General features: G+C 72.3%; 17 protein-coding genes. 5 read left to right on the forward strand and 12 right to left on the reverse strand.

Annotated elements, in window-relative coordinates; all coding sequences use genetic code 11:
* Positions 1-56: 56 nt before the first annotated feature.
* From O7634_RS06250 to O7634_RS06275, 6 genes are all read right to left on the reverse strand, one after another.
* Positions 57-1,610 (reverse strand): fused MFS/spermidine synthase, encoded by a 1,554-nt coding sequence (locus O7634_RS06250; RefSeq protein ID WP_278149196.1) that lies wholly within the window; start codon positions 1,608-1,610, stop codon positions 57-59.
* A 36-nt stretch (positions 1,611-1,646) separates the two neighbouring features.
* Complete coding sequence (locus tag O7634_RS06255) at positions 1,647-2,663, reverse strand: hypothetical protein (RefSeq protein WP_278149197.1); 1,017 nt, start codon at positions 2,661-2,663, stop codon at positions 1,647-1,649.
* A 196-nt stretch (positions 2,664-2,859) separates the two neighbouring features.
* Positions 2,860-3,669 (reverse strand): inositol monophosphatase, encoded by an 810-nt coding sequence (locus O7634_RS06260; RefSeq protein ID WP_278149198.1) that lies wholly within the window; start codon positions 3,667-3,669, stop codon positions 2,860-2,862.
* Entirely contained in the window at positions 3,662-4,114 is a 453-nt protein-coding gene (locus O7634_RS06265) for a response regulator (protein WP_088950306.1), read from the reverse strand. The genes O7634_RS06260 and O7634_RS06265 overlap by 8 nt, the downstream gene beginning before the upstream one ends.
* Positions 4,111-5,844, reverse strand: coding sequence for a sensor histidine kinase (locus O7634_RS06270; protein ID WP_278149199.1), 1,734 nt, complete (start codon positions 5,842-5,844; stop codon positions 4,111-4,113). The genes O7634_RS06265 and O7634_RS06270 overlap by 4 nt, the downstream gene beginning before the upstream one ends.
* A complete protein-coding gene (locus O7634_RS06275; protein WP_278149201.1) occupies positions 5,841-7,040 on the reverse strand; it encodes a fused response regulator/phosphatase in 1,200 nt (399 codons plus the stop codon). Before O7634_RS06275 ends, O7634_RS06270 begins: the two co-directional genes overlap by 4 nt.
* Positions 7,041-7,307: 267 nt before the next feature.
* Between O7634_RS06275 and O7634_RS06280 the strand changes: the two genes are divergently transcribed.
* Positions 7,308-9,728, forward strand: coding sequence for a M28 family peptidase (locus O7634_RS06280; RefSeq protein ID WP_278149202.1), 2,421 nt, complete (start codon positions 7,308-7,310; stop codon positions 9,726-9,728).
* Positions 9,729-9,776: 48 nt separating this feature from the next.
* On the opposite strand, the gene O7634_RS06285 is transcribed toward O7634_RS06280, so the two are convergent.
* Positions 9,777-10,265 carry a hypothetical protein gene (locus tag O7634_RS06285; RefSeq protein WP_278149203.1) on the reverse strand — a complete coding sequence of 163 codons (489 nt, stop codon included), beginning with the start codon at positions 10,263-10,265 and terminating at the stop codon, positions 9,777-9,779.
* A gap of 282 nt (positions 10,266-10,547) precedes the next feature.
* Between O7634_RS06285 and O7634_RS06290 the strand changes: the two genes are divergently transcribed.
* Positions 10,548-12,704, forward strand: coding sequence for a tetratricopeptide repeat protein (locus O7634_RS06290; protein WP_278149204.1), 2,157 nt, complete (start codon positions 10,548-10,550; stop codon positions 12,702-12,704).
* Between the two features lie 4 nt (positions 12,705-12,708).
* Here the strand turns inward: O7634_RS06290 and O7634_RS06295 are convergent, their stop codons facing one another.
* Positions 12,709-13,650, reverse strand: a complete 942-nt coding sequence (locus tag O7634_RS06295; protein ID WP_278149205.1) for a threonine/serine dehydratase — start codon at positions 13,648-13,650, stop codon at positions 12,709-12,711.
* Positions 13,651-13,666: 16 nt separating this feature from the next.
* Positions 13,667-14,467, reverse strand: coding sequence for a hypothetical protein (locus O7634_RS06300; RefSeq protein ID WP_278149206.1), 801 nt, complete (start codon positions 14,465-14,467; stop codon positions 13,667-13,669).
* A 286-nt stretch (positions 14,468-14,753) separates the two neighbouring features.
* Between O7634_RS06300 and O7634_RS06305 the strand changes: the two genes are divergently transcribed.
* From O7634_RS06305 to O7634_RS06315, 3 genes are all read left to right on the forward strand, one after another.
* Positions 14,754-14,909 (forward strand): hypothetical protein, encoded by a 156-nt coding sequence (locus O7634_RS06305; RefSeq protein ID WP_278149207.1) that lies wholly within the window; start codon positions 14,754-14,756, stop codon positions 14,907-14,909.
* A 30-nt stretch (positions 14,910-14,939) separates the two neighbouring features.
* Positions 14,940-15,158: a hypothetical protein gene (locus O7634_RS06310; protein ID WP_278149208.1), complete on the forward strand. Its 219-nt coding sequence runs from the start codon at positions 14,940-14,942 to the stop codon at positions 15,156-15,158.
* 136 nt (positions 15,159-15,294) lie between these two features.
* Positions 15,295-15,789, forward strand: a complete 495-nt coding sequence (locus O7634_RS06315) for a GNAT family N-acetyltransferase (protein ID WP_278149209.1) — start codon at positions 15,295-15,297, stop codon at positions 15,787-15,789.
* Positions 15,790-15,942: 153 nt separating this feature from the next.
* On the opposite strand, the gene O7634_RS06320 is transcribed toward O7634_RS06315, so the two are convergent.
* From O7634_RS06320 to O7634_RS06330, 3 genes are all read right to left on the reverse strand, one after another.
* A complete protein-coding gene (locus tag O7634_RS06320; protein ID WP_013736060.1) occupies positions 15,943-16,197 on the reverse strand; it encodes a Smr/MutS family protein in 255 nt (84 codons plus the stop codon).
* A 143-nt stretch (positions 16,198-16,340) separates the two neighbouring features.
* Complete coding sequence (locus O7634_RS06325) at positions 16,341-16,709, reverse strand: tetratricopeptide repeat protein (protein WP_278149211.1); 369 nt, start codon at positions 16,707-16,709, stop codon at positions 16,341-16,343.
* Positions 16,710-16,798: 89 nt separating this feature from the next.
* On the reverse strand, positions 16,799-17,569 hold the full coding sequence (locus O7634_RS06330) for an ROK family protein (RefSeq protein WP_278149212.1): 771 nt from the start codon (positions 17,567-17,569) through the stop codon (positions 16,799-16,801).
* Positions 17,570-17,629: the final 60 nt, after the last annotated feature.

A 17,629-nucleotide genomic window follows, 5' to 3' on the forward strand; every position in this document is an offset into this window, starting at 1 on the left:
CCGTCCGGGGACCGCCTACACCTGAAGGATCGGAATCGGTCAGGAAAGTCACCCGATCAGGCGGTGGCCAGCAGTTGGTCCACCGGGGCGTAGTCGTCGGTCAACACCATCGCGTCGTCGACGAAGTCCGTCAACTCGGCGCCGGAGAGCAGGCTGACCTTCGGGTCCACCTCGCCCAGCCGGTCCCGGACCGCGTCCAGCGGCAGCGGCGCGTCGGAGCCGACGATCAGGAAGTTGGCGCCCTGCTGCTCGGCCAGCGCCTCCGGCGGCGCGATCAGCGCGACGTGCGCGAACTCGGCGGACACGGTGGCCAGCTCGGCGCGGATGAACCGTAGCGGCGGGTAGTCGATCACGTTCTGCACGTACACCCCGCCGGGGCGGGTGACCCGCCGGATCTCGGCCGCCATCTCCCGGGTGGCCAGGTGCCACGGCACCACCAGGTGCCCGAAGGCGTCACCGACGACCAGGTCACGGCTGTCCGCCGGCTCGCCGGCGACGAGCATCCGGGCGTCACCCACCACCGCCCGCAGGTCCGGCCCCGGGCGTACGCCCAGCTCCCGCTCGCCCAACTCGACCAGCCCGCCGTCGATCTCGAAAACCACGTTGTCGGTGCCCGGCCGGGTGGCGGTCAGGTAGCGCGGCACCGTGAAGCCGCCGCCGCCCAGATGCAGCGCGTCCAGGCGCCGACCGGCCGGCGCGGCGACGTCGGCGACCGCGCCGATCCATTTCGTGTACGCGTACTCGAGGTGTTTCGGGTCGCGAAGGTCGACGTACGAGTGGTGGGCGGAGTTGAGCAGCAACGTCCGCCCGGAGGGCCGGGACGGGTCCGTGACGACCCGGGCGCAGTGGTACGCCGTCTCGACGTCGCACGGGTTCGGGGCGACAGTGGTCAACCCCGCCCCGACCAGGCCGAGGACGGCCAGCGCGGCGCGGGTCCGGGCCGGGCCGGGCAGCTCGGTGGGCTGCTGCCGGCGCAGATACCAGCCGAGACCGATACCGACCACACCGAGCGAGATCGCCAGGGCCAGCAGGATGACGGTGCTGCGTAGCGCGGCGACCAGCACGAAACCGGTGAGCAGGGTGGCGGTGATGCCGCCCAGGGTGCCGATCCCGGAGAGTCGCCCGACCACCTGGCCGGTACGGCGCAGGTCGGCGAGCTGGAGCTTCACCACCAGCGGGGTGACCGCCGCCAACAACGCGGCCGGGACGAACACGGCGAGCGCCACCAGCAGCAGGATGGCGCTCGCCGCGCCGCCCCGCAGCACCTCGCCGGCATAGCGGACGACGGGCAGGGTGATCGCGGTGGCGATGCCGGCCAGCACCAGCGCCGGCGCCAGCAGGCCGCGCGGGTCGCGCCGGTCGGCCAGCCAGCCGCCGGACCACGCCCCGTACGCGATGGCGGCCAGCGCGATGCCGATCACCGAGCTGGTCACCTGGAGGGTCACCCCGACGTACGGGCCGACCAGGCGCAACGCGACGGTTTCCAGCACCAGCACGGCGCCGCTCGAGAAGAAGACCAGGAAGGCGGCCAGGCCGTTGGGCAGCGCCCGGCCGGTGACCGGCGCTTCCGGGGCCGGAGGAGCCGCTATGTCGGACGGTGGGGAGCTCATCGTCGCGATGGTACGCAGCGAAGCTGGGGCTCCGGGTCAGTACATCGAGAGATGAACATGGTTCGTGTGGGATGCGGCGGGACTGCCGCTACCGCTGTAGGCCCGCCAGCCGGTGCCGGGATGCCAGATCTGCCGGTACCAGATCACGTAGAGCACACCCAGGCGGTCCGCGTTGCGCACGTGCCAGGCGGCGAGGCTGTCCCCGTACGCCTTGTCGCCGCCGGTCGCGTTCTTGTCCTCGAAGCCGTTGGTGGCTGCCGAGAAGTCGCAGGCCCTGCCCTTCGGGTGCTCGCCGCCGCCCCCGCTGCGCTTGCACGAGACGTGCCGCTTGTAGCCGGCCGCCTGGGTCTCCTTCAGGGCGTGCAAGGTGCGCGGGGTGATGCACCCGGAGGTGGTCGGGTCCTTCACCGAGCAGGATTCCGACGGCCAGGACCCGTCGGAGTTTCGCGGCGCCGGCTTCGCCGAGGAGGAGTTGCCGCCGCTGAAACCGTTGCTGCCACCGGAGCTGACCTCGGCGAGCGCCGCCTCGGCCTCCTTCTTCTTCTTCGCCATCACGGCGAGTTGCTTCTGCTGCTCGCGGACCTCGGCGTCGATGGCGACCTTGGCCTGCTGCGCCTGCCGCTGGGCCTCGGTGAGGTCCCGCAACCGCTTGCTGTCCCGCTGGGCCATCAGGTCCAGGTCGTTCGCGCGTTCCAGGAACGCCTCCGGCGAGCCGGTGTTGAGCAGCATCGACACCGCGTTGAGCCGGCCGTACCGGTACGACTGCGCGGCCACCTCACCGACCTGGGCGGTGAGCCCCACCAGGCGGCCCTCCAGCGCGGTCAGCTCGCCGGCCAGCGCCGCCTGCCGACGCTTGGAGTTGTCCAGTTTGGCCTTGGCCTCGATGTGCCCCTTGGCGGTCAGCTCCAACGCGTCGCGCAGCTTCTTGCTGCCGCCCTCGTCCGGCTCCGCGTACGCCGGCACGGCGGTGCCGCCGAGCACCAGCGCGACAGCGGCGAGCAGGGCGAGCAGAGCGCGGCGACCGAGCCGCGGGTTGAGCCTGGTCCTGGGCACGAAAGCGTCCTTCCGTCGACCGCCGGCCCCCCGGTTGGAAACCACTTCGGGGCGGCGTCTCCGCCGGCGCCGGTCGGCGGCCTGCTGGCGGAGACCGCCGTCACGATACCGGACGACGGGCCGGTGACCAGCCCTCCGCCCCGCGCGCTGTCCCGATGTCGACGCAGCGTTCCGGCGTCATCGCGCAGCGCGCGGATCAGGAGCCGAGCAGCGCCTCGTGCACCTCGGCCCAGACCTGCTCGCTGCTGGCGACGAGCAGACCGCGGCCGTCGTCGGCGGGGTGGTAGTCGACGCCGTCGAAGCGGCGGGCCACCCCACCGGCGGCACGGACCAGCAGGGCGCCCGGGGCGTGGTCCCAGGGCAGGGTGCGCCAGAAGAGGACGAACTGCTGCTCGCCGGTGAGGATGTCCAGGTACTCCCGGCCGGCGCAGTGCTGGCCGGGCAGCAGCTCGCCCAGCCGCCGGCCGCCGGCGCGAACCCGGTCGCGGGTCTCCGGTGGCAGGAAGGTGGTCATCGCCGCGCCGCGCAGGTCGCCGGTGGCCGGCACCGCAGTGGTGCTGTCCACCGGCCGGCCGTTGAGCAGGGTGCCCTCGTCCGCCCGGCCCATCGCGAGGGTCTCGGCGAGCGGGTCGAGGATCCAGCCCGCGGTCGGCCGGCCGCCGGTCAGCAGGGCCACCATCAGGGCGAACGGCCGTTTGCCGGCGGCGAAGTTGGCGGTGCCGTCGACCGGGTCGACGAGCCAGACGTCCCCGTCGTCGCGCAGGTGCCGCAGCAACGCCGGGTCGTCGGCGACGCCCTCCTCGCCCACGACCCGCGAGCCGGGCCGGATCCGACGCAAGCCGGCCGAGAGCAGCTCCTCGGCCCGGCGGTCGGCGACGGTGACCACCTCGCCGGGCGCCTTCTCGGTGACGTCGCCGTCGTCGAGTTTGCGGAACAGGGGCAGCACGACCTGGTCGGCGGCCTCCCGGAGCAGGTCGCCGACGTCGTCGAGCAGGGTGTCAGCCACGCGGCGGCAACTTGACCACGCTGACGAAGAACTCGTCGATCTGGCGGACCACCGAGATGAAGCGCTCGAAGTCCACCGGCTTGGTCACGTAGGCGTTGGCGTGCAGCTGGTAGCTGCGCAGGATGTCCTCGTCGGCCTGGGAGGTGGTCAGCACCACGACCGGGATGCGGCGCAGCTCCTCGTCCTTCTTGATCTCTTCCAGCACCTCCCGCCCGTCGCGGCGCGGCAGGTTGAGGTCGAGCAGGATCAGGTCGGGCGCCACCGCGTCGGCGTACTGGCCCTCCCGGCGCAGGTAGGCGAGCGCCTCCGCGCCGTCCGAGACGACCGTCAGCCGGTTGCGCAGCTTGTGCTCCTCGAACGCCTCCTGGGTCATCAGCACGTCACCCGGGTCGTCCTCCACGAGCAGGACCTCGATCGGGCTCTTGCCGTCCGCCGGCGCGGTCATCCCACCGTCTCCCTCATGTCACCCGTTCTACCGCTTTCCGGCGTCTCGTCGACCCGGTCCGGCTGGTCCGACCCGTCGGAGGGCTCCGTCCGCCCGGCCGCAGTATCGCCCGCGGACGTGGTGCCGTCCGCCTCCTGATCCTGCGGCTGCTCCTGCGCGTCGGCGGCGGCAGCCGCCTCGACGTCGGCGGGGAGCGCCGGCAGCGTGAACCGGATGGCGGTGCCCTCCGGCACGTCGGTGTCCACCCAGACCCGCCCGCCGTGGTACTCGACGATCTTCTTGACGATGGCCAACCCGATGCCGGTGCCCGGGTACGCGTCCTTGGAGTGCAGCCGCTGGAAGATCACGAAGATCTTGTCGGCGAACTCCGGCTCGATCCCGATGCCGTTGTCCTGGCAGGTGATCTCCCACTCGGCGCCCACCAGCCGGGCCGACACGTGCACCTTGCACGGCACGTCCGGGCGGCGGAACTTGACCGAGTTGCTGACCAGGTTCACCAGCAGGTTGGTGAGCAGCGGCTCCTCGCCGGAGATCACCGGCAGCGGGCCCCAGGTCAGCTCCGCGTCGGCGTACTGCCGGGCGGCCTCGGTCTGGCCGGCGACGTCGCCCATCACCCGGTTCAGGTCGACCTCGACGAAACCGGTGGTGAGCCGGCCGATCCGGGAGAACGCGAGCAGGTCGTTGATCAGGCGCTGCATCCGTTGCGCGCCGTCCACAGCGAAGGCGATGTACTGGTCGGCCCGCTCGTCGAGTTGCCCGGCGTACCGACGCTGGAGCAGTTGGCAGAAGCTGGCCACCTTGCGCAGCGGCTCCTGGAGGTCGTGCGAGGCGACGTAGGCGAACTGCTCCAGGTCACGGTTGGACCGGGTCAGCTCCTCGGCCTGTTTCTGGAGCTGGTCGTTGACGAACTCGATACGTTCCCGGGCCTCCTGGACCTCGGCCAGGTCGGCGGCGATCCTCTGCCGCATCGCGTCCACGTCCGCGCCGAGGCCGATGAACTCCGGCGGGCCGCTGGTGGCGATGTGGTGCTGGTAGTCGCCCTTGGCGACCTCACGGACCTGGTCGGCCAACACGATCAGCGGCCGGATGACCATCCGGTCCAGGGAGAGCAGCAGCACCGCCCCGGCGACGACCACCACCAACGCCGCGATGATCAACAGTACGACCAGCGCGTTGCTGCTGGTGCGTACGTTCGTCGCGGCCTGCTCCCGGGCGGTCAGTATCTCCGCCTGGAGGTCGTTCACCGCCGCCCGCAACTGGTCGAACTGCTGGCGGGCCTGTTCGCTGATCAACGCCTGCCCGGCGGCGGTGCCACTCCGCTCGGTGGCGGAGATCACCGGCTCCGCCACCGACTGCCGCCACTGCGCGGAGCGCTCCTCGACGATCCGCAGTTCGGTGCCGATCTGCGGGTAGTCGTCGAGCAACGAGCCCATCGAGGCGACGAGGTCCTTCTCCTGCTCGATCCCTTCCCGGTAGGGGTTCAGGTCGGCCGGGTCACCGCTGACCGCGTACCCCCGAACCGCCGTCTCCTGGTCCAGCAGGGCGTTGAGCAGTTCCTGCGACTGCACCCGCAGCGGGCCGGTCTGGTTCAGCACCGCGTCGATCTGGGTGCGGTTGCGGGCCGCCACCGCCGCCTCCGCAGCGGCCAGGCCGAGCAGCAGCACACCGACGACGACGAGCAGGGTGATGACGCGACGGCGCAGGCTCCAGCCGCCGACCCCCGGCCTCACCGGCCACCGCCCCGGCTGACCAGCAGCATCGCCACGTCGTCGGCGAGCGCGCCGCCGTTGAGCCGTTCGGCCCGACCGACCAGCCACGCCGGCAACTCGGGCAGCGACACCGACTGGTTGTCCGGCTCGTCCAGCAGGGCGCTGAGCCCCGGCACGTCGAGTCGTTCGTCGCCGGCGCCCACCCGCCCCTCGATCAGGCCGTCGGTGTACATCAGCAGGGACCAGTCATCGGTGTCGAACTCCAGGTCGTAGGCGATCGGCCGGCGGGGTCGTACGCCCAGCAGCAGACCGCCGGGCGCGGGCACGGGGGCGACCCGGCCACCGGAGAGCAGCAGCGGCGGCGGGTGCCCGGCCAGGCGGACGGTGGCCCGGTTGGCGTCCAGGTCCAGTCGGGTGGTGGCCACCGTGGCGAAGATCTCCTGAAGCCGGCGCTCACTCATCAGCACCTGTTCCAGGGCGGGCAGCACCTCGTCGTCCGGCACTCCGGCGAGCACCAGCGCCCGCCAGGCCACCCGCAGCTCCACCCCGAGCGCTGCCTCGTCGACGCCGTGCCCGCAGACGTCGCCGACGATCAGGTCCAGGCGGTCCGGGCGGGTCTGCACCACGTCGAAGAAGTCACCGCCGATCAACGCGGCGTGCCGGCCGGGCCGGTAGAAGGTGTGCACCGCCACCTCGTCCGTGGTCATCAGCGGCTGGGGCAGCAGGCCACGTTCGAGGCGGGCCGACTCGGCCTGCCGCAACTCGACCTCGCGCAACCGCCGGGCGTTCTCGTCGGCGCGCTTACGCTCCACGGCGTAGCGCAGGGCGCGGGTCAGCAACACCCCGTCGACCTGCCCCTTGACCAGATAGTCCTGGGCGCCCTCGGCGACCGCCACGATGCCCAGGTGCTCGTCCGAGCGGCCGGTCAGCACGCAGACCGCGGCGCCGCTGGACATCTCCAGCACCTGGCGCAACCCGTCCAGCCCCTGCGCGTCGGGCAGGCCCAGGTCGAGCAGGACGCAGTCGACGTCGCTGATCCGCTGGCGCGCCTCGCTGAGGCTGGTGGCGACCAGCAGGTCGATCATCGAGTTCGTCTCGGCCAACAGCTCACCGACCAGGAAGGCGTCGCCCTCGTCGTCCTCCACCAACAGCACCCGCAACCGCTCACCCGGCGGCAGGTTGGCGTGCCGCGCCAGACCGCCGTGCGGGTACGGCACGACTGGGGAACCGGCCGAGCCGGCCCCCCGGTGCGGCCGGGTCACCGCCGCGAGACGCGGGAGATCGCTGGTGATGTCGGGCTCCTTCCGATGGCCCTGCTGATCCTGTATTAGACAACGGTCGCACACAACACGAGGCCTGCGGCGCGGGCGGTGATGGACTGCGTCACCACCCGCCGGACGACAAACCGGACCGGCCATCCCATCCGGAGCCGGTCCCGGGCAGGATGGTGCCACCCCAGGCCCCACCACCTTCGAGGAGTTCCCGTGGGCGCACCTCCCACCCCAGCCACGACGGGCAGACCGCCCCGCCCGACCCCGGGCGTACCGCCGGCCGACCGCGCTCTGACCCGGCCCCGCCGCCGGTTGCTGGCCGCCGCGGCGGCGCTCGCCGCGTTGGCCGCCGTCGGCGCGGGCAGTCTGCTCGACCTGCGCACCCCGGCCCCGAAGGCGGCGGACGCCCCGCCGGACGTGTTCAGCGCCGGCCGGGCGTACGAGGACGTCCAGGTGATCGCCCCCCGGACGCACGTCGCCGGCAGTACGGCGAACGACCAGGTCCGCGCGCACATCGAGCAGCGGTTGCGCGGGCTGGGCCTGGAGACCGAGGTGCAGGACACCGTGGCGCCCGAGGCCGGTCAGCTCAGTGGCGCGGCGGGCGGGGCGACGATGGCCCACGTCCGCAACGTGGTGGCCCGGCTGCCCGGCACCGACCCGACCGGCCGGGTGTTCCTGGTCGCCCACTACGACTCGGTGCAGACCGGGCCGGGCGGCAACGACGACGCGGCCGGCACGTCGGCCATCCTGGAGGTGGCCCGCGCCCTGACCACCGGCCCCCGACCCCGCAACGACATCGTCTTCGTGCTCACCGACGCCGAGGAGGCGTGCCTCTGCGGCGCGTCCGCGTTCGCCGCGAGCCATCCGCTCGCCGCCGACGGCGGCGTGGTGCTCAACCTGGAGGCGCGCGGCTCCACCGGGCCGGTGATCATGTTCGAGACGTCCCGGAACAACGCGAAGCTGGTGGACATCTTCGGCCGCGCCGCCCCGCACCCGGTGGGCACCTCGTTCGCTGTGGAGATCTACCGCGCGCTGCCCAACGACACCGACTTCACCGCGTTCCTGGACCGGAGGTTCGTCGGGCTGAACTCGGCGTACATCGACGGCGGGGCGATCTACCACACCCCGTTGGACACGCCCGCCGCGATGGACCGGGGCAGCCTCCAGCAGCACGGGGACAACGCGTTGGGCCTGGCCCGGGAGTTCGGCGCCACCGACCTGGGCGACCTGCGCGCCGGGCACGACGCCACCTACTTCCCCGTGCCGGGCGGGCTGGTCCGTTACCCGGGCTGGCTCACCGTGCCGCTGGCGCTGCTCGCGGTGGTCGCGGTGGCCGCCCTGGCCTGGCTGACCCGCCGCGGCGGCCGGGCTGGCACCGGCAGGCTCGCCGCCGGCTTCGGGCTGGCCCTGGTGCCGATCATCGCCGCGCCGGTCGCCGCCCAGCTGCTCTGGCTGGCGATCACCACCATCCGGCCGGGGTACGCGGAGCTGCTCGACCCGTACCGGCCGATCTGGTACCGGCTCGCCGTCCTGGCGCTGGCCGCCGCCATCCTGTTCACCTGGTACGCGCTGACCCGCCGCCGGATCGGTCCGGCCGCCCTCGCCGTCGGCGGGCTCGCCTGGTTGGCGGTGCTCGGGGTGCTCCTGGCCGTCGCGGTGCCCGGTGGGGCGTACCTCACGACACTGCCGGCACTGGCCGGCGCCCTCGGCGGGCTGGTCGCGCTGCGTACCCGTCAGACCGGGCCGTGGCCGGTGGTGGCGGTGACGGCCGCCGCGGCCGTCGGCGTGCTCATCCTGCTGCCGACGGTGGTGCTGCTCTTCCCGGCGCTGGGGATGGGCATGGGCGGGGTGGCCGCGCTGGTCGCGGTGCTGCTCGGCCTGACCGCCCTGCCGGTGGTCGACCTCCTGCACCCGCAGGCCGGTGGCCAGCGCGGCCTCTTGGCGCTGCGGGCCCGGCGGCTCGCGGTGCTGCCGGCCGGTGCGGCCGCCGTGGCGGCGCTGGTGCTCGCCGGGGTCGGGCTGGGCATCGACCGGTTCGACGCCGCGCACCCCGCGCCCACCCATCTGATGTACGCCATGGACGCCGACACCGGTCAGGCCCGGTGGCTCAGCCACGAGAGCGACCCGCAACCCTGGACGGACGGCTACGTGGACGGGGTGACCGACGTCGGCGACGACTTCCCCGGGCTGGGCGACGGTGAGCTGCGGGCCGGGCCGGCACAGCCGGCGGACCTGCCGGCGCCGAAGCTGGAGGTGCTGGCCGACACGACAGCGGGCGGCGAACGCACACTGCGGTTGCGGCTCACCCCACAGCGGGTGGCCCGGCTCGCCACGGTGCACGTCGACACGTCGACAGCCACGGTGCTGCGCGCCGAGGTGGCCGGGCGGTCGGTGCCGGTGGAGCCGCGCGCCGGGAGGTGGGGCTTCGGGCTGGTCTTCCACGCCCCGCCGGCGGAGGGTGTCGAGATGACGCTGACGCTGCGCCCGATCGCCGCGCGGGTGTCGATGCGGGCGATGGACGCCAGTGACGGGTTGGACGCGCTGCCCGGCTTCCGTCCCCGGCCGCCGGCGGTCGGCGTCGTCGGGTCGCACAGCTCCGAGATGCTGGCGGTGGCCCGCAGCTATCCCATCTGACCGGGCGTGGTCCGGCGATACGACCTGCCCGCCGGACCACCGCCCTGGTCAGCCCACCGGTTCGGGTTGCCCGGCACCGACCCGGCGCCAGCGGTTGCCGTCGTGATCGGTGAAGGTCAGCTCCACCAGAACGGTGTCGTCCGGGCGCAACCGGTGCTCCGGCGCGACCGTCACGAAAATGTCCTGCACGTCGTGGCCCGGCACCCGGCGGACCTGCTTCGCGGCGGCCAGCCCGACCGGCGGGGCGTCCGGGTCGTCGGGTGCGGCGAGCCGGGCCAGGACCGCCACGTCCAGCACCGGGGCGTCGCTCTCGTTGGCCACAGTGACCCGCAGCACGGACGTGCCCCGGATCTCGGCCACCGCCGAGACCAGCCGGGCCTGGGTGGCCCGGGTCCGCAGGTCGTCGGCGCGACGGGCGCGGATCTCCCGGCGTAACCCGAGGTACACGAAGAGCACGCTGGCGATCGAGCCGACCGCGCCGAACCAGTCGGGCACGGAACCCCAGTCGATCACATCCTGGATTGACGACCAGTTCATCGGTCCATCGTGGAGGCATCCGTCGAGCGCCGGGCCCGGCGGATCGGCCGGATTCGGCCGCGAAATGCGAATGCCGGCACCGATTTCGGTTGGCCGGGCGGCCTAAACGGAGAGTGTGCAACCTACTACGGGGGTGGATACCCTTGCCGTTGACATGGTGTCCGCGGCAAATTCCCTCCGACTGTCCACGCACGGACAGAATCTTCCGCCGTCGGCCCATTGTGATTTCGCCACCGAAGGGGGACCGCATTGACTGCGGACGTTCCACCCGAGGATGTCGGCGTGCCTCGGCCGGCCTACGACCGACCGAGTCGCGTTTCCGTCGATCCACCGTTCGGGCGGCTCGACAGCCCGCTGCACGGGCGTGACGATCTGATCAACGAGATCGTGCGAGCGGCAGAGTTCGCCGACGACAGACCGTCGGTGCACATTCTGTGCGGCATGGGCGGCTCCGGTAAGAGCCACGTCGCCCTGGAGATCGCCCGCCGCGCCCGGGCCGACGGCCGGACGGTCTGGTGGGTGCAGGCCGGGCGGCTCAACTCCGGCATGCGGGAGGTGGTCAGCCAGCTCGGCGCGTCGGAGACCCAGGTCGACCAGGCGTGGGCCGGCATGATCAGCGCCACCGACCTGGTGTGGCGCTACCTCAACCAGGCCGCCCAGCCCTGGCTGCTGATCTTCGACAGCGCGGACGAGCCCGCCTCGCTCGGCCCCACCGACGGGGTGTTGGCGGACGGCACCGGATGGTTGCGCCGCCCGGAGGCCGACGACGGCATGGTCATCGTGACCAGCCGGGACGGCAACCGGGCCACCTGGGGCACCTGGTCGACGCTGCACCAGGTGCGCCCGCTCGATGCCGATGCCGGCGCGCAGGTGCTCATCGACCGGGCCGGCACGCAGGCCGGCGACCTGGCCGACGCCCGGGAGCTGTCCCGCGAGTTGGGCGGGTTGCCCCTGGCCCTGCGGGCCGCCGGCAACTACCTGCGGTCGGTGAACGCCAGCCCGGTCTGGCGCGGCTCGTCGACGATCACCACCTTCGCCGACTACCTGGCCGCCGTGCAGCGCCGCTTCCGGGCGCCCCGCGACGCGTCCGACGCCGACGTCGACCTGGACGAGTCGCTGGGCCTGGAGATCGTCCGTGAGGTCGACGACATCTCACTCGATCTGCTCGCTCGCCGCCAGCTCAGGCAGAGCCGGCCACTGCTCAACGTGCTGGCCTGCCTGAGCACCTCCCCGGTGCCCTACGAGGTGGTGCTCAAGCCGGCCATCCTGGCCGGGTCGCCGCTGTTCAAGGGGCTGACCGCGTCCCAGCGGGTGCGGGTGCTGGAGGGCATCGGCGACCTCGCCCTGGTCGAATTCGACGTGCAGGAGGACGTCAGCGACCCGGCGTTCGCGCACGTGCTGTCGCTGCACCCGCTGGTGCACGCGATGTTCCGCGACCGGGAGGAGGTCCGCGAGCAGATCGCCGAATACCACGGGGTGGTCATGAAGCTGCTGCTCGCCGCCACCGAGGGGCAGAATCCGGACTACCCCGCCGACTGGGCGAACTGGGACGTGCTGGTGCCGCACCTGGTCGAGGCCGTGCGGGAGTACCTCGCCCCGCAGAAACACAAGCACGACCCCGACACGGTACGCCGGGCGCTGGAGCTGGCCCGACTCACCGCCCGCTACCTGATCGCCGTCGGCCTGCCCGGCTCCGCCTACGACATCCTGGAGCCGATCGTGCGTGGCTGCGGGGCGTACGACCACGACCTGGACCGGCCACAGGTGCTGGCGCTGCGCCACGAGCTGGGCCGCACCTGGCTGGAGCGCAACCAGCCGGAGATGGCCGACCGGGTGCTCCGCCAGGTGATCGCGGACCGCACCCGGGTGCTGGGCAGCGACGACGCCGACACCCTGGCCAGCCGGCACAAACTCACCAAGGCGATCATGGCGCAGCGCCAGTGGCCGGAGGCCGAGGCGGAGTTGCGCCAGATCGTCGCCGCGGAGGACCAGGTCCGGGGCCCGGAACACTGGGACACCATGATCATCCGGCACAGCCTGGCGTTGGCGGTGCTCGCCCAGCAACGCGCCGCCGAGGCCGAGGAGATGCTGCACGCCATCCTCGAGGTCCGCTACCGGTTGTGGCCGCTCAACCAACCGGAGACCTGGCAGGCCCGGCACACGCTGGCCCGCTGCATGCAGGCGCAGGGCCGGCTCGCCGAGGCGGAGGCCGAGCTGCGCGCCACCCTGGCCACCGTGGAACCCCGGCACGCCGACCGCAGCGAGGTGCTCGCCATCCGGTTCACCCTGGCCGCGGTGCTCCTGCTCGACGGGCAGGTCGACGCGGCCATCGAGGAGTACGAGCGGTTGCTGACCGACCGGCGGCGACTGCTCGGGGACACCCACCTGGACACCCTCCAGGTGGAGCACGCGTTGCGCCGGCTGCGCGACGGCGGGTGACAGGTCAGTGCGGCGCGGCCGGCCCCAGGTCGCTGGGGTCGGTGTTGCCGCCACAGACGATCACCGCCACCCGCTCGTCCGGCTGCGGCACGTACGCCCCACCGACGAGCGCGGCGAGCGCGGCGGCCCCGCCCAACTCGGCGGCGACCCGCAGCTCCGACCAGAGCAGCCGGCGCGCCCGCACCAGGTCCTCGTCCCGGACCAGCACGGACTCCACACCGGTCCGACTGGCGGTGTCGTAGGCGATCTCACCGATGCGGCGGGCGCCCAGCGAATCCGTGGCGATGCCGCCCACCTCGATGTCGACCGGCCGGCCGGCCTTGAGCGCCGCGTGCAGGGTGGGGATCTGCTCGGGCTCGACGGCGACGACCCGCACCGACCCGTCGAACCAACTGGCGATGCCGGACACCAGCCCACCACCGCCGACCGCCACCAGCACGGTGTCGATCCCGTCGACCTGCCGTTCCAACTCCCGACCGACGGTGCCCTGACCGGCCACCACCTCCGGCTGGTCGTACGCGTGGACCACCAACGCGCCGCTCTCCGCAGCCCGCTGCGTGCTCGCGGCCAGGGCCTCGGCGTAGTGCTGGCCGACCTGGCGCACCTGCGCGCCGAGCCCGGCCAACCGCTGCACCTTCACCGGCGAGGCGGTGACCGGCACGAAGACCTCCGCCGGCACACCCAGCGACCGGGCCGCGTACGCCACGGCGAGGCCGTGGTTGCCGCCCGAGGCGGCGATCACCCCCGCCGACGGCAACGGCCCCTGGAGCATCCGGTTGAACGCGCCGCGCGGCTTGAACGAGCCGGTGTGCTGGTGCAGCTCCAGCTTGAGACCGAGCTGACCGGGCACACCGAGGTCGGCGCCGTCCACGGCGATCACCGGGGTTTCCCGGACCCGCCCCCCGACACGTGTCGCGGCCGCCTCGACGTCGCTTCTGTCCACCATGGGGAAACGCCCTTCGCTACGACCAGAGGGCCAGTCGACCGTCGTCGGTCAGACCCACGAAACATCCTATGGAGATCCGCCGACCGTCGGTCGCCTGACGCACCGTGTGATAGTGCCGGGGATCGAACAGGAAACCCTCGCCGAGGGTCGGGCGCAGCGACAACGACTGCGCGCCAGCGGTCACCGACTCGTCGAAGCCGTACCCGTTGGGAATGCGCAGCTCCTCGTCGTCCGGCTGCCACCGCCGCCGCCACAGCACCGTCTCACCACCGGACGGCGGCACCCTGACGTAGATGTTGAACGCCAACTGCGCCACCAGCTCGCTGTCCAGCAGCCGACCCGCGTACTCCCGGACCGCGTCGTCGAAGTGCACCTGGAGACCGGCGTTGATCTCGCGGACGATGCCGACGTGCATGTCCCGACGCTGCCGCCGCCCGGGCGCGACGTCCGGCCAGGCGCCCCGGAACGCCGCCAGGCACAGCTCCCGTGGCGAATCCGCCAGCCCCAGCGTGGACCAGCCCTTCTCGGCCGCGTGGGCGGCGTCCCAGTAGTCGTCGCGAAGCTCGCCGGCGGAGCGGTGGTCGTTGATGGCCGGGCCGAACTTGGCCACGACCGGGAAGACCCGGCTCTCGTCGTAGCGGTCCATCGGCGCGTCGGCGAGCGCGGCGGTGATCGCCTGACAGCGGGCCGCGGACAGCAGCCCCGGCACCCGGACGGCGGCCAGCCGCCCCGCGATGAGCCCGGCGACATCCGCACGGGTGATCGACTCTGATTCGACGGCGACGAACAACGGGTCGGTCCTACTCGGATGCCGCACGGTGGTCCTCCCGAAACGAAGATCCCTCACCGGACATGTCGCGTCCCCCGAATCGCGCAAGTGCAATGTACCGAGCGTCGGCAAGACGGCTTTTTCTCAGTTCCGGGCGCGGTGGCGCGGGCGTCGCTACCATCGGCGCAACCGGGATACGCGACACCGAACCGTACGGCGAGGATTTTCCACCGATCGGGGAATGGTGACGATTCTCGGCGCGACACATGATGCGACTAGTTCGAACGCTGACGAGGAGTTCGATATGGCTGGCGCCGGCCCATCCGATCTTGACTTGCATGTCGACCGCCTGGAGATGGCGCGTCGGATCGCTCGGGAAATGATCGAGTCGGACCACGAGGCACTGGAGCTCGCCGTCCGGCAGCGCCCGCAGTGCTGGTCCCGCCGCCCGGTCGGCCACGGCGCCCGCGTCGACGCTCTCGGGGGCTGACACCGCTCACGCGGCGGGGCACACTTCACCGTGACTCTGGCACCGGCACGCACCCACTCATCGGTCTCTGACGCACGCTCGGCCCTCCTGGTTCTGGCCCTGCCCGCGCTCGTCCTCGCGCTGCTGGTGAGCCTGGCAACGCTCGCGGCCCTCGTCTCCCGTACCCGGATCGGCTGGTCGGCCATGGTGGGCACCCTCGCCGCGGTGCCTCCGCTGCTCGCGTGCGGCCTGCTCGTCCTGATCGCTTGATGGTGAGTAGCTCCCACCAGGCGCTGGAAGCTACTCAGCATCAACTGATCACCCGCCGCTGCCGACCACATCCTCAAAAGTCCGCACGGAGCGAAATGACCTTGGTGGCGTCGATCTTGTGTGTGAGGCTTCGGCGGTGACTGATCTCGGCTTCCGCGCAGCCATTCCGGCTGATTCCGACTTCCTTGTCGACATGCTCGTGGAGGCCGTGAACTGGCTACCGGGGCGCACCTGGTCGCGCGAGCAGATCCTGGCGAACCCGGCGCTGGCGCACTACGTCACCGACTGGATGCGGCCGACCGACTTCGGCCTGGTAGCGGTGGACCCGACCGACCGACCGGTCGGCGCGGCCTGGTTCCGCTACCTCACCGCCGCCGACCCCGGCTACGGGTACGTGAGCGACGACGTGCCGGAACTGACCATCGGCGTGGTGGAGTCGTGGAGGGGGCGAGGCGTGGGCCGGGCGCTCCTGCGGGCCGTTCTGGACGCCGCCCGAGCACGTGGCATCCGTACGGTGTCGCTGAGCGTGGAGCGGGCGAACTTCGCCGCCAGGTTCTACGCGGCCGAGGGGTTCCGCACCGTCGAGTCGTTCGAGAACGCGGACACGATGATCGCCGAGCTCAGAGACTGACAAACGATCCAGTCAAACGCCATACCGCGCGATCTTGCACTTTCGGCGCGCGCATTAATCGCAAATCACCACAAAGCGGCAACAGCAAGTGCAAGATCGCCGAGGGCGGGAGCGGGAGCGGGGGGCGGGGGCGGGGGCGGGGGCGGGGGTGGATTACTTCCAGCGGAAGTGGACGAAGAGGCGGCCGAAGTTCTTGGAGTCCTTCTCCACCCGGTGGTAGAGCTGCTTGACGTCCTTCTGGTCGAGGAACCGCAGCACGCGCTTCTTGAGCTGGCCGGAGCCCTTGCCGGGGATGATCTCGACGAGGGTGGCCTTCTTCGCCACCGCCTCGTCCATGATCCCGCGCAGCGCGCGGTCGATGTCGTGGCCCTTGTTGAAGATGTCGTGCAGGTCCAGCTTGAGCTTCATGCCGCAGCCCTCGGCCGGTCGAGTCCCATGCCCGCCATCCTAGGCGGGCGGGCGGGCCTGCCGGCCCGCCAGAAGCGGAGGCAGCCCCGGACGACCGAAGGGGCGGCCCCGGAGGACCGCCCCTGTCACGTCACGCGGCACACTCAGCGCCGGCCGCCCACGCGGGTCTCGACCCGCTCCAGCGCGGTCCGGTAGTCGTCGTTCGCCGCGTACATCGCGGCGGCGATCCGCAGGTGCCGGAGCGCGTCGGTGTGCCGGTTGAGCCGTTCCAGCGTCCGCCCCAGCACGTGGTGCGCGTAGTGGTCGCTCGGGTCCCGGTCGACGAGCTCCCGCAGGTGCTCCTCGGCCCGGTTGAGCTGGGCCGACTGGAAGTACGCACGGGCCAGCAACTGCCGGACGGCAGTGTTGCCCGGTTCGGCGTCGATGATCGGCTCCAGCAGCCGGGCCGCCTGGCCGGGGTCACCGGTCTCGAAGAACATGGTCGCCCGCCGGTAGTCCGCCAGAAGATCCATCTGCCACCTCCTCGGGTCGCACCGCCACCTGTTCCGACGCTGGCACAACACCGGGCGTTTGGCGACTGTTCCCGGGAGTGGAGATCAGGTCAGGTGCGCGCGTCCCGGCGTCCGGCGGCGAGTTCCCAGGCCCGGACACCGCCGACGATCCCGGCGGTGTTCGGCACCACCACCACATCGTCGCCCATCCGGGCCAGCTGCTCGGGCCGGATCAGCCGGGAGTTCCCCCCGCCCAGGTAGAGCCGGTCCCAGCGGAACACCGGGCGGAGCCCGTCCACCACCTGCCTGATCCGGCGGGACCAGAAGGCGTCCCCGAGCCGGCGGCGTTCCGGCTCCCCCACGTACGTGTCGTAGGTGGTGCCCCACCGCACGGGCGCGTGCGACAGCTCCAGGTGCGGCGCGAGGAGCCCGCCGTCGAAGAGCGCGCTGCCCAGCCCCGTCCCCAGGGTCAGCACCAGCTCACAGCCGGTGCCGGCGACCACCCCGGCGCCGTGCACCTCGGCGTCGTTGAGCACCAGCGCCGGGACCCCGAAAGCGTCGGCCAGCGCGGCCCGCGCGTCCCAGCCGGACCACTGGGCGAGCAGGTCCGGATCGACCCGGGACCGGGGGCCGCTGCGGGTCACGTAGTGCGGCGTGGTCACCACCACGCCGTGCCGGATCATTCCGGGTACGCCGACGGTGAGCCGGTCCGCCGCCGGCAACCGGGCACCGAGGTCCCGCAGGGTACGGACGAACAGCGCGGTCGGCAGCGGGTACGGGGTCGGCACCCGTAACGGCCGGGCGCGCATCGTCCCCGCCTCGTCGAGCACGGACGCCTTGATGCCGCCGCCGCCGCAGTCGATCGCCAGTGTGGTCACCACGTCGTTGAGTCTGCCCGCTGGCGAGCGCCGGTATGCGGGCGGCCGGATAGGCTGCCGTCC

The sequence above is a fragment of the Micromonospora sp. WMMD1120 genome (assembly GCF_029626235.1).
Classification (GTDB): domain Bacteria; phylum Actinomycetota; class Actinomycetes; order Mycobacteriales; family Micromonosporaceae; genus Micromonospora.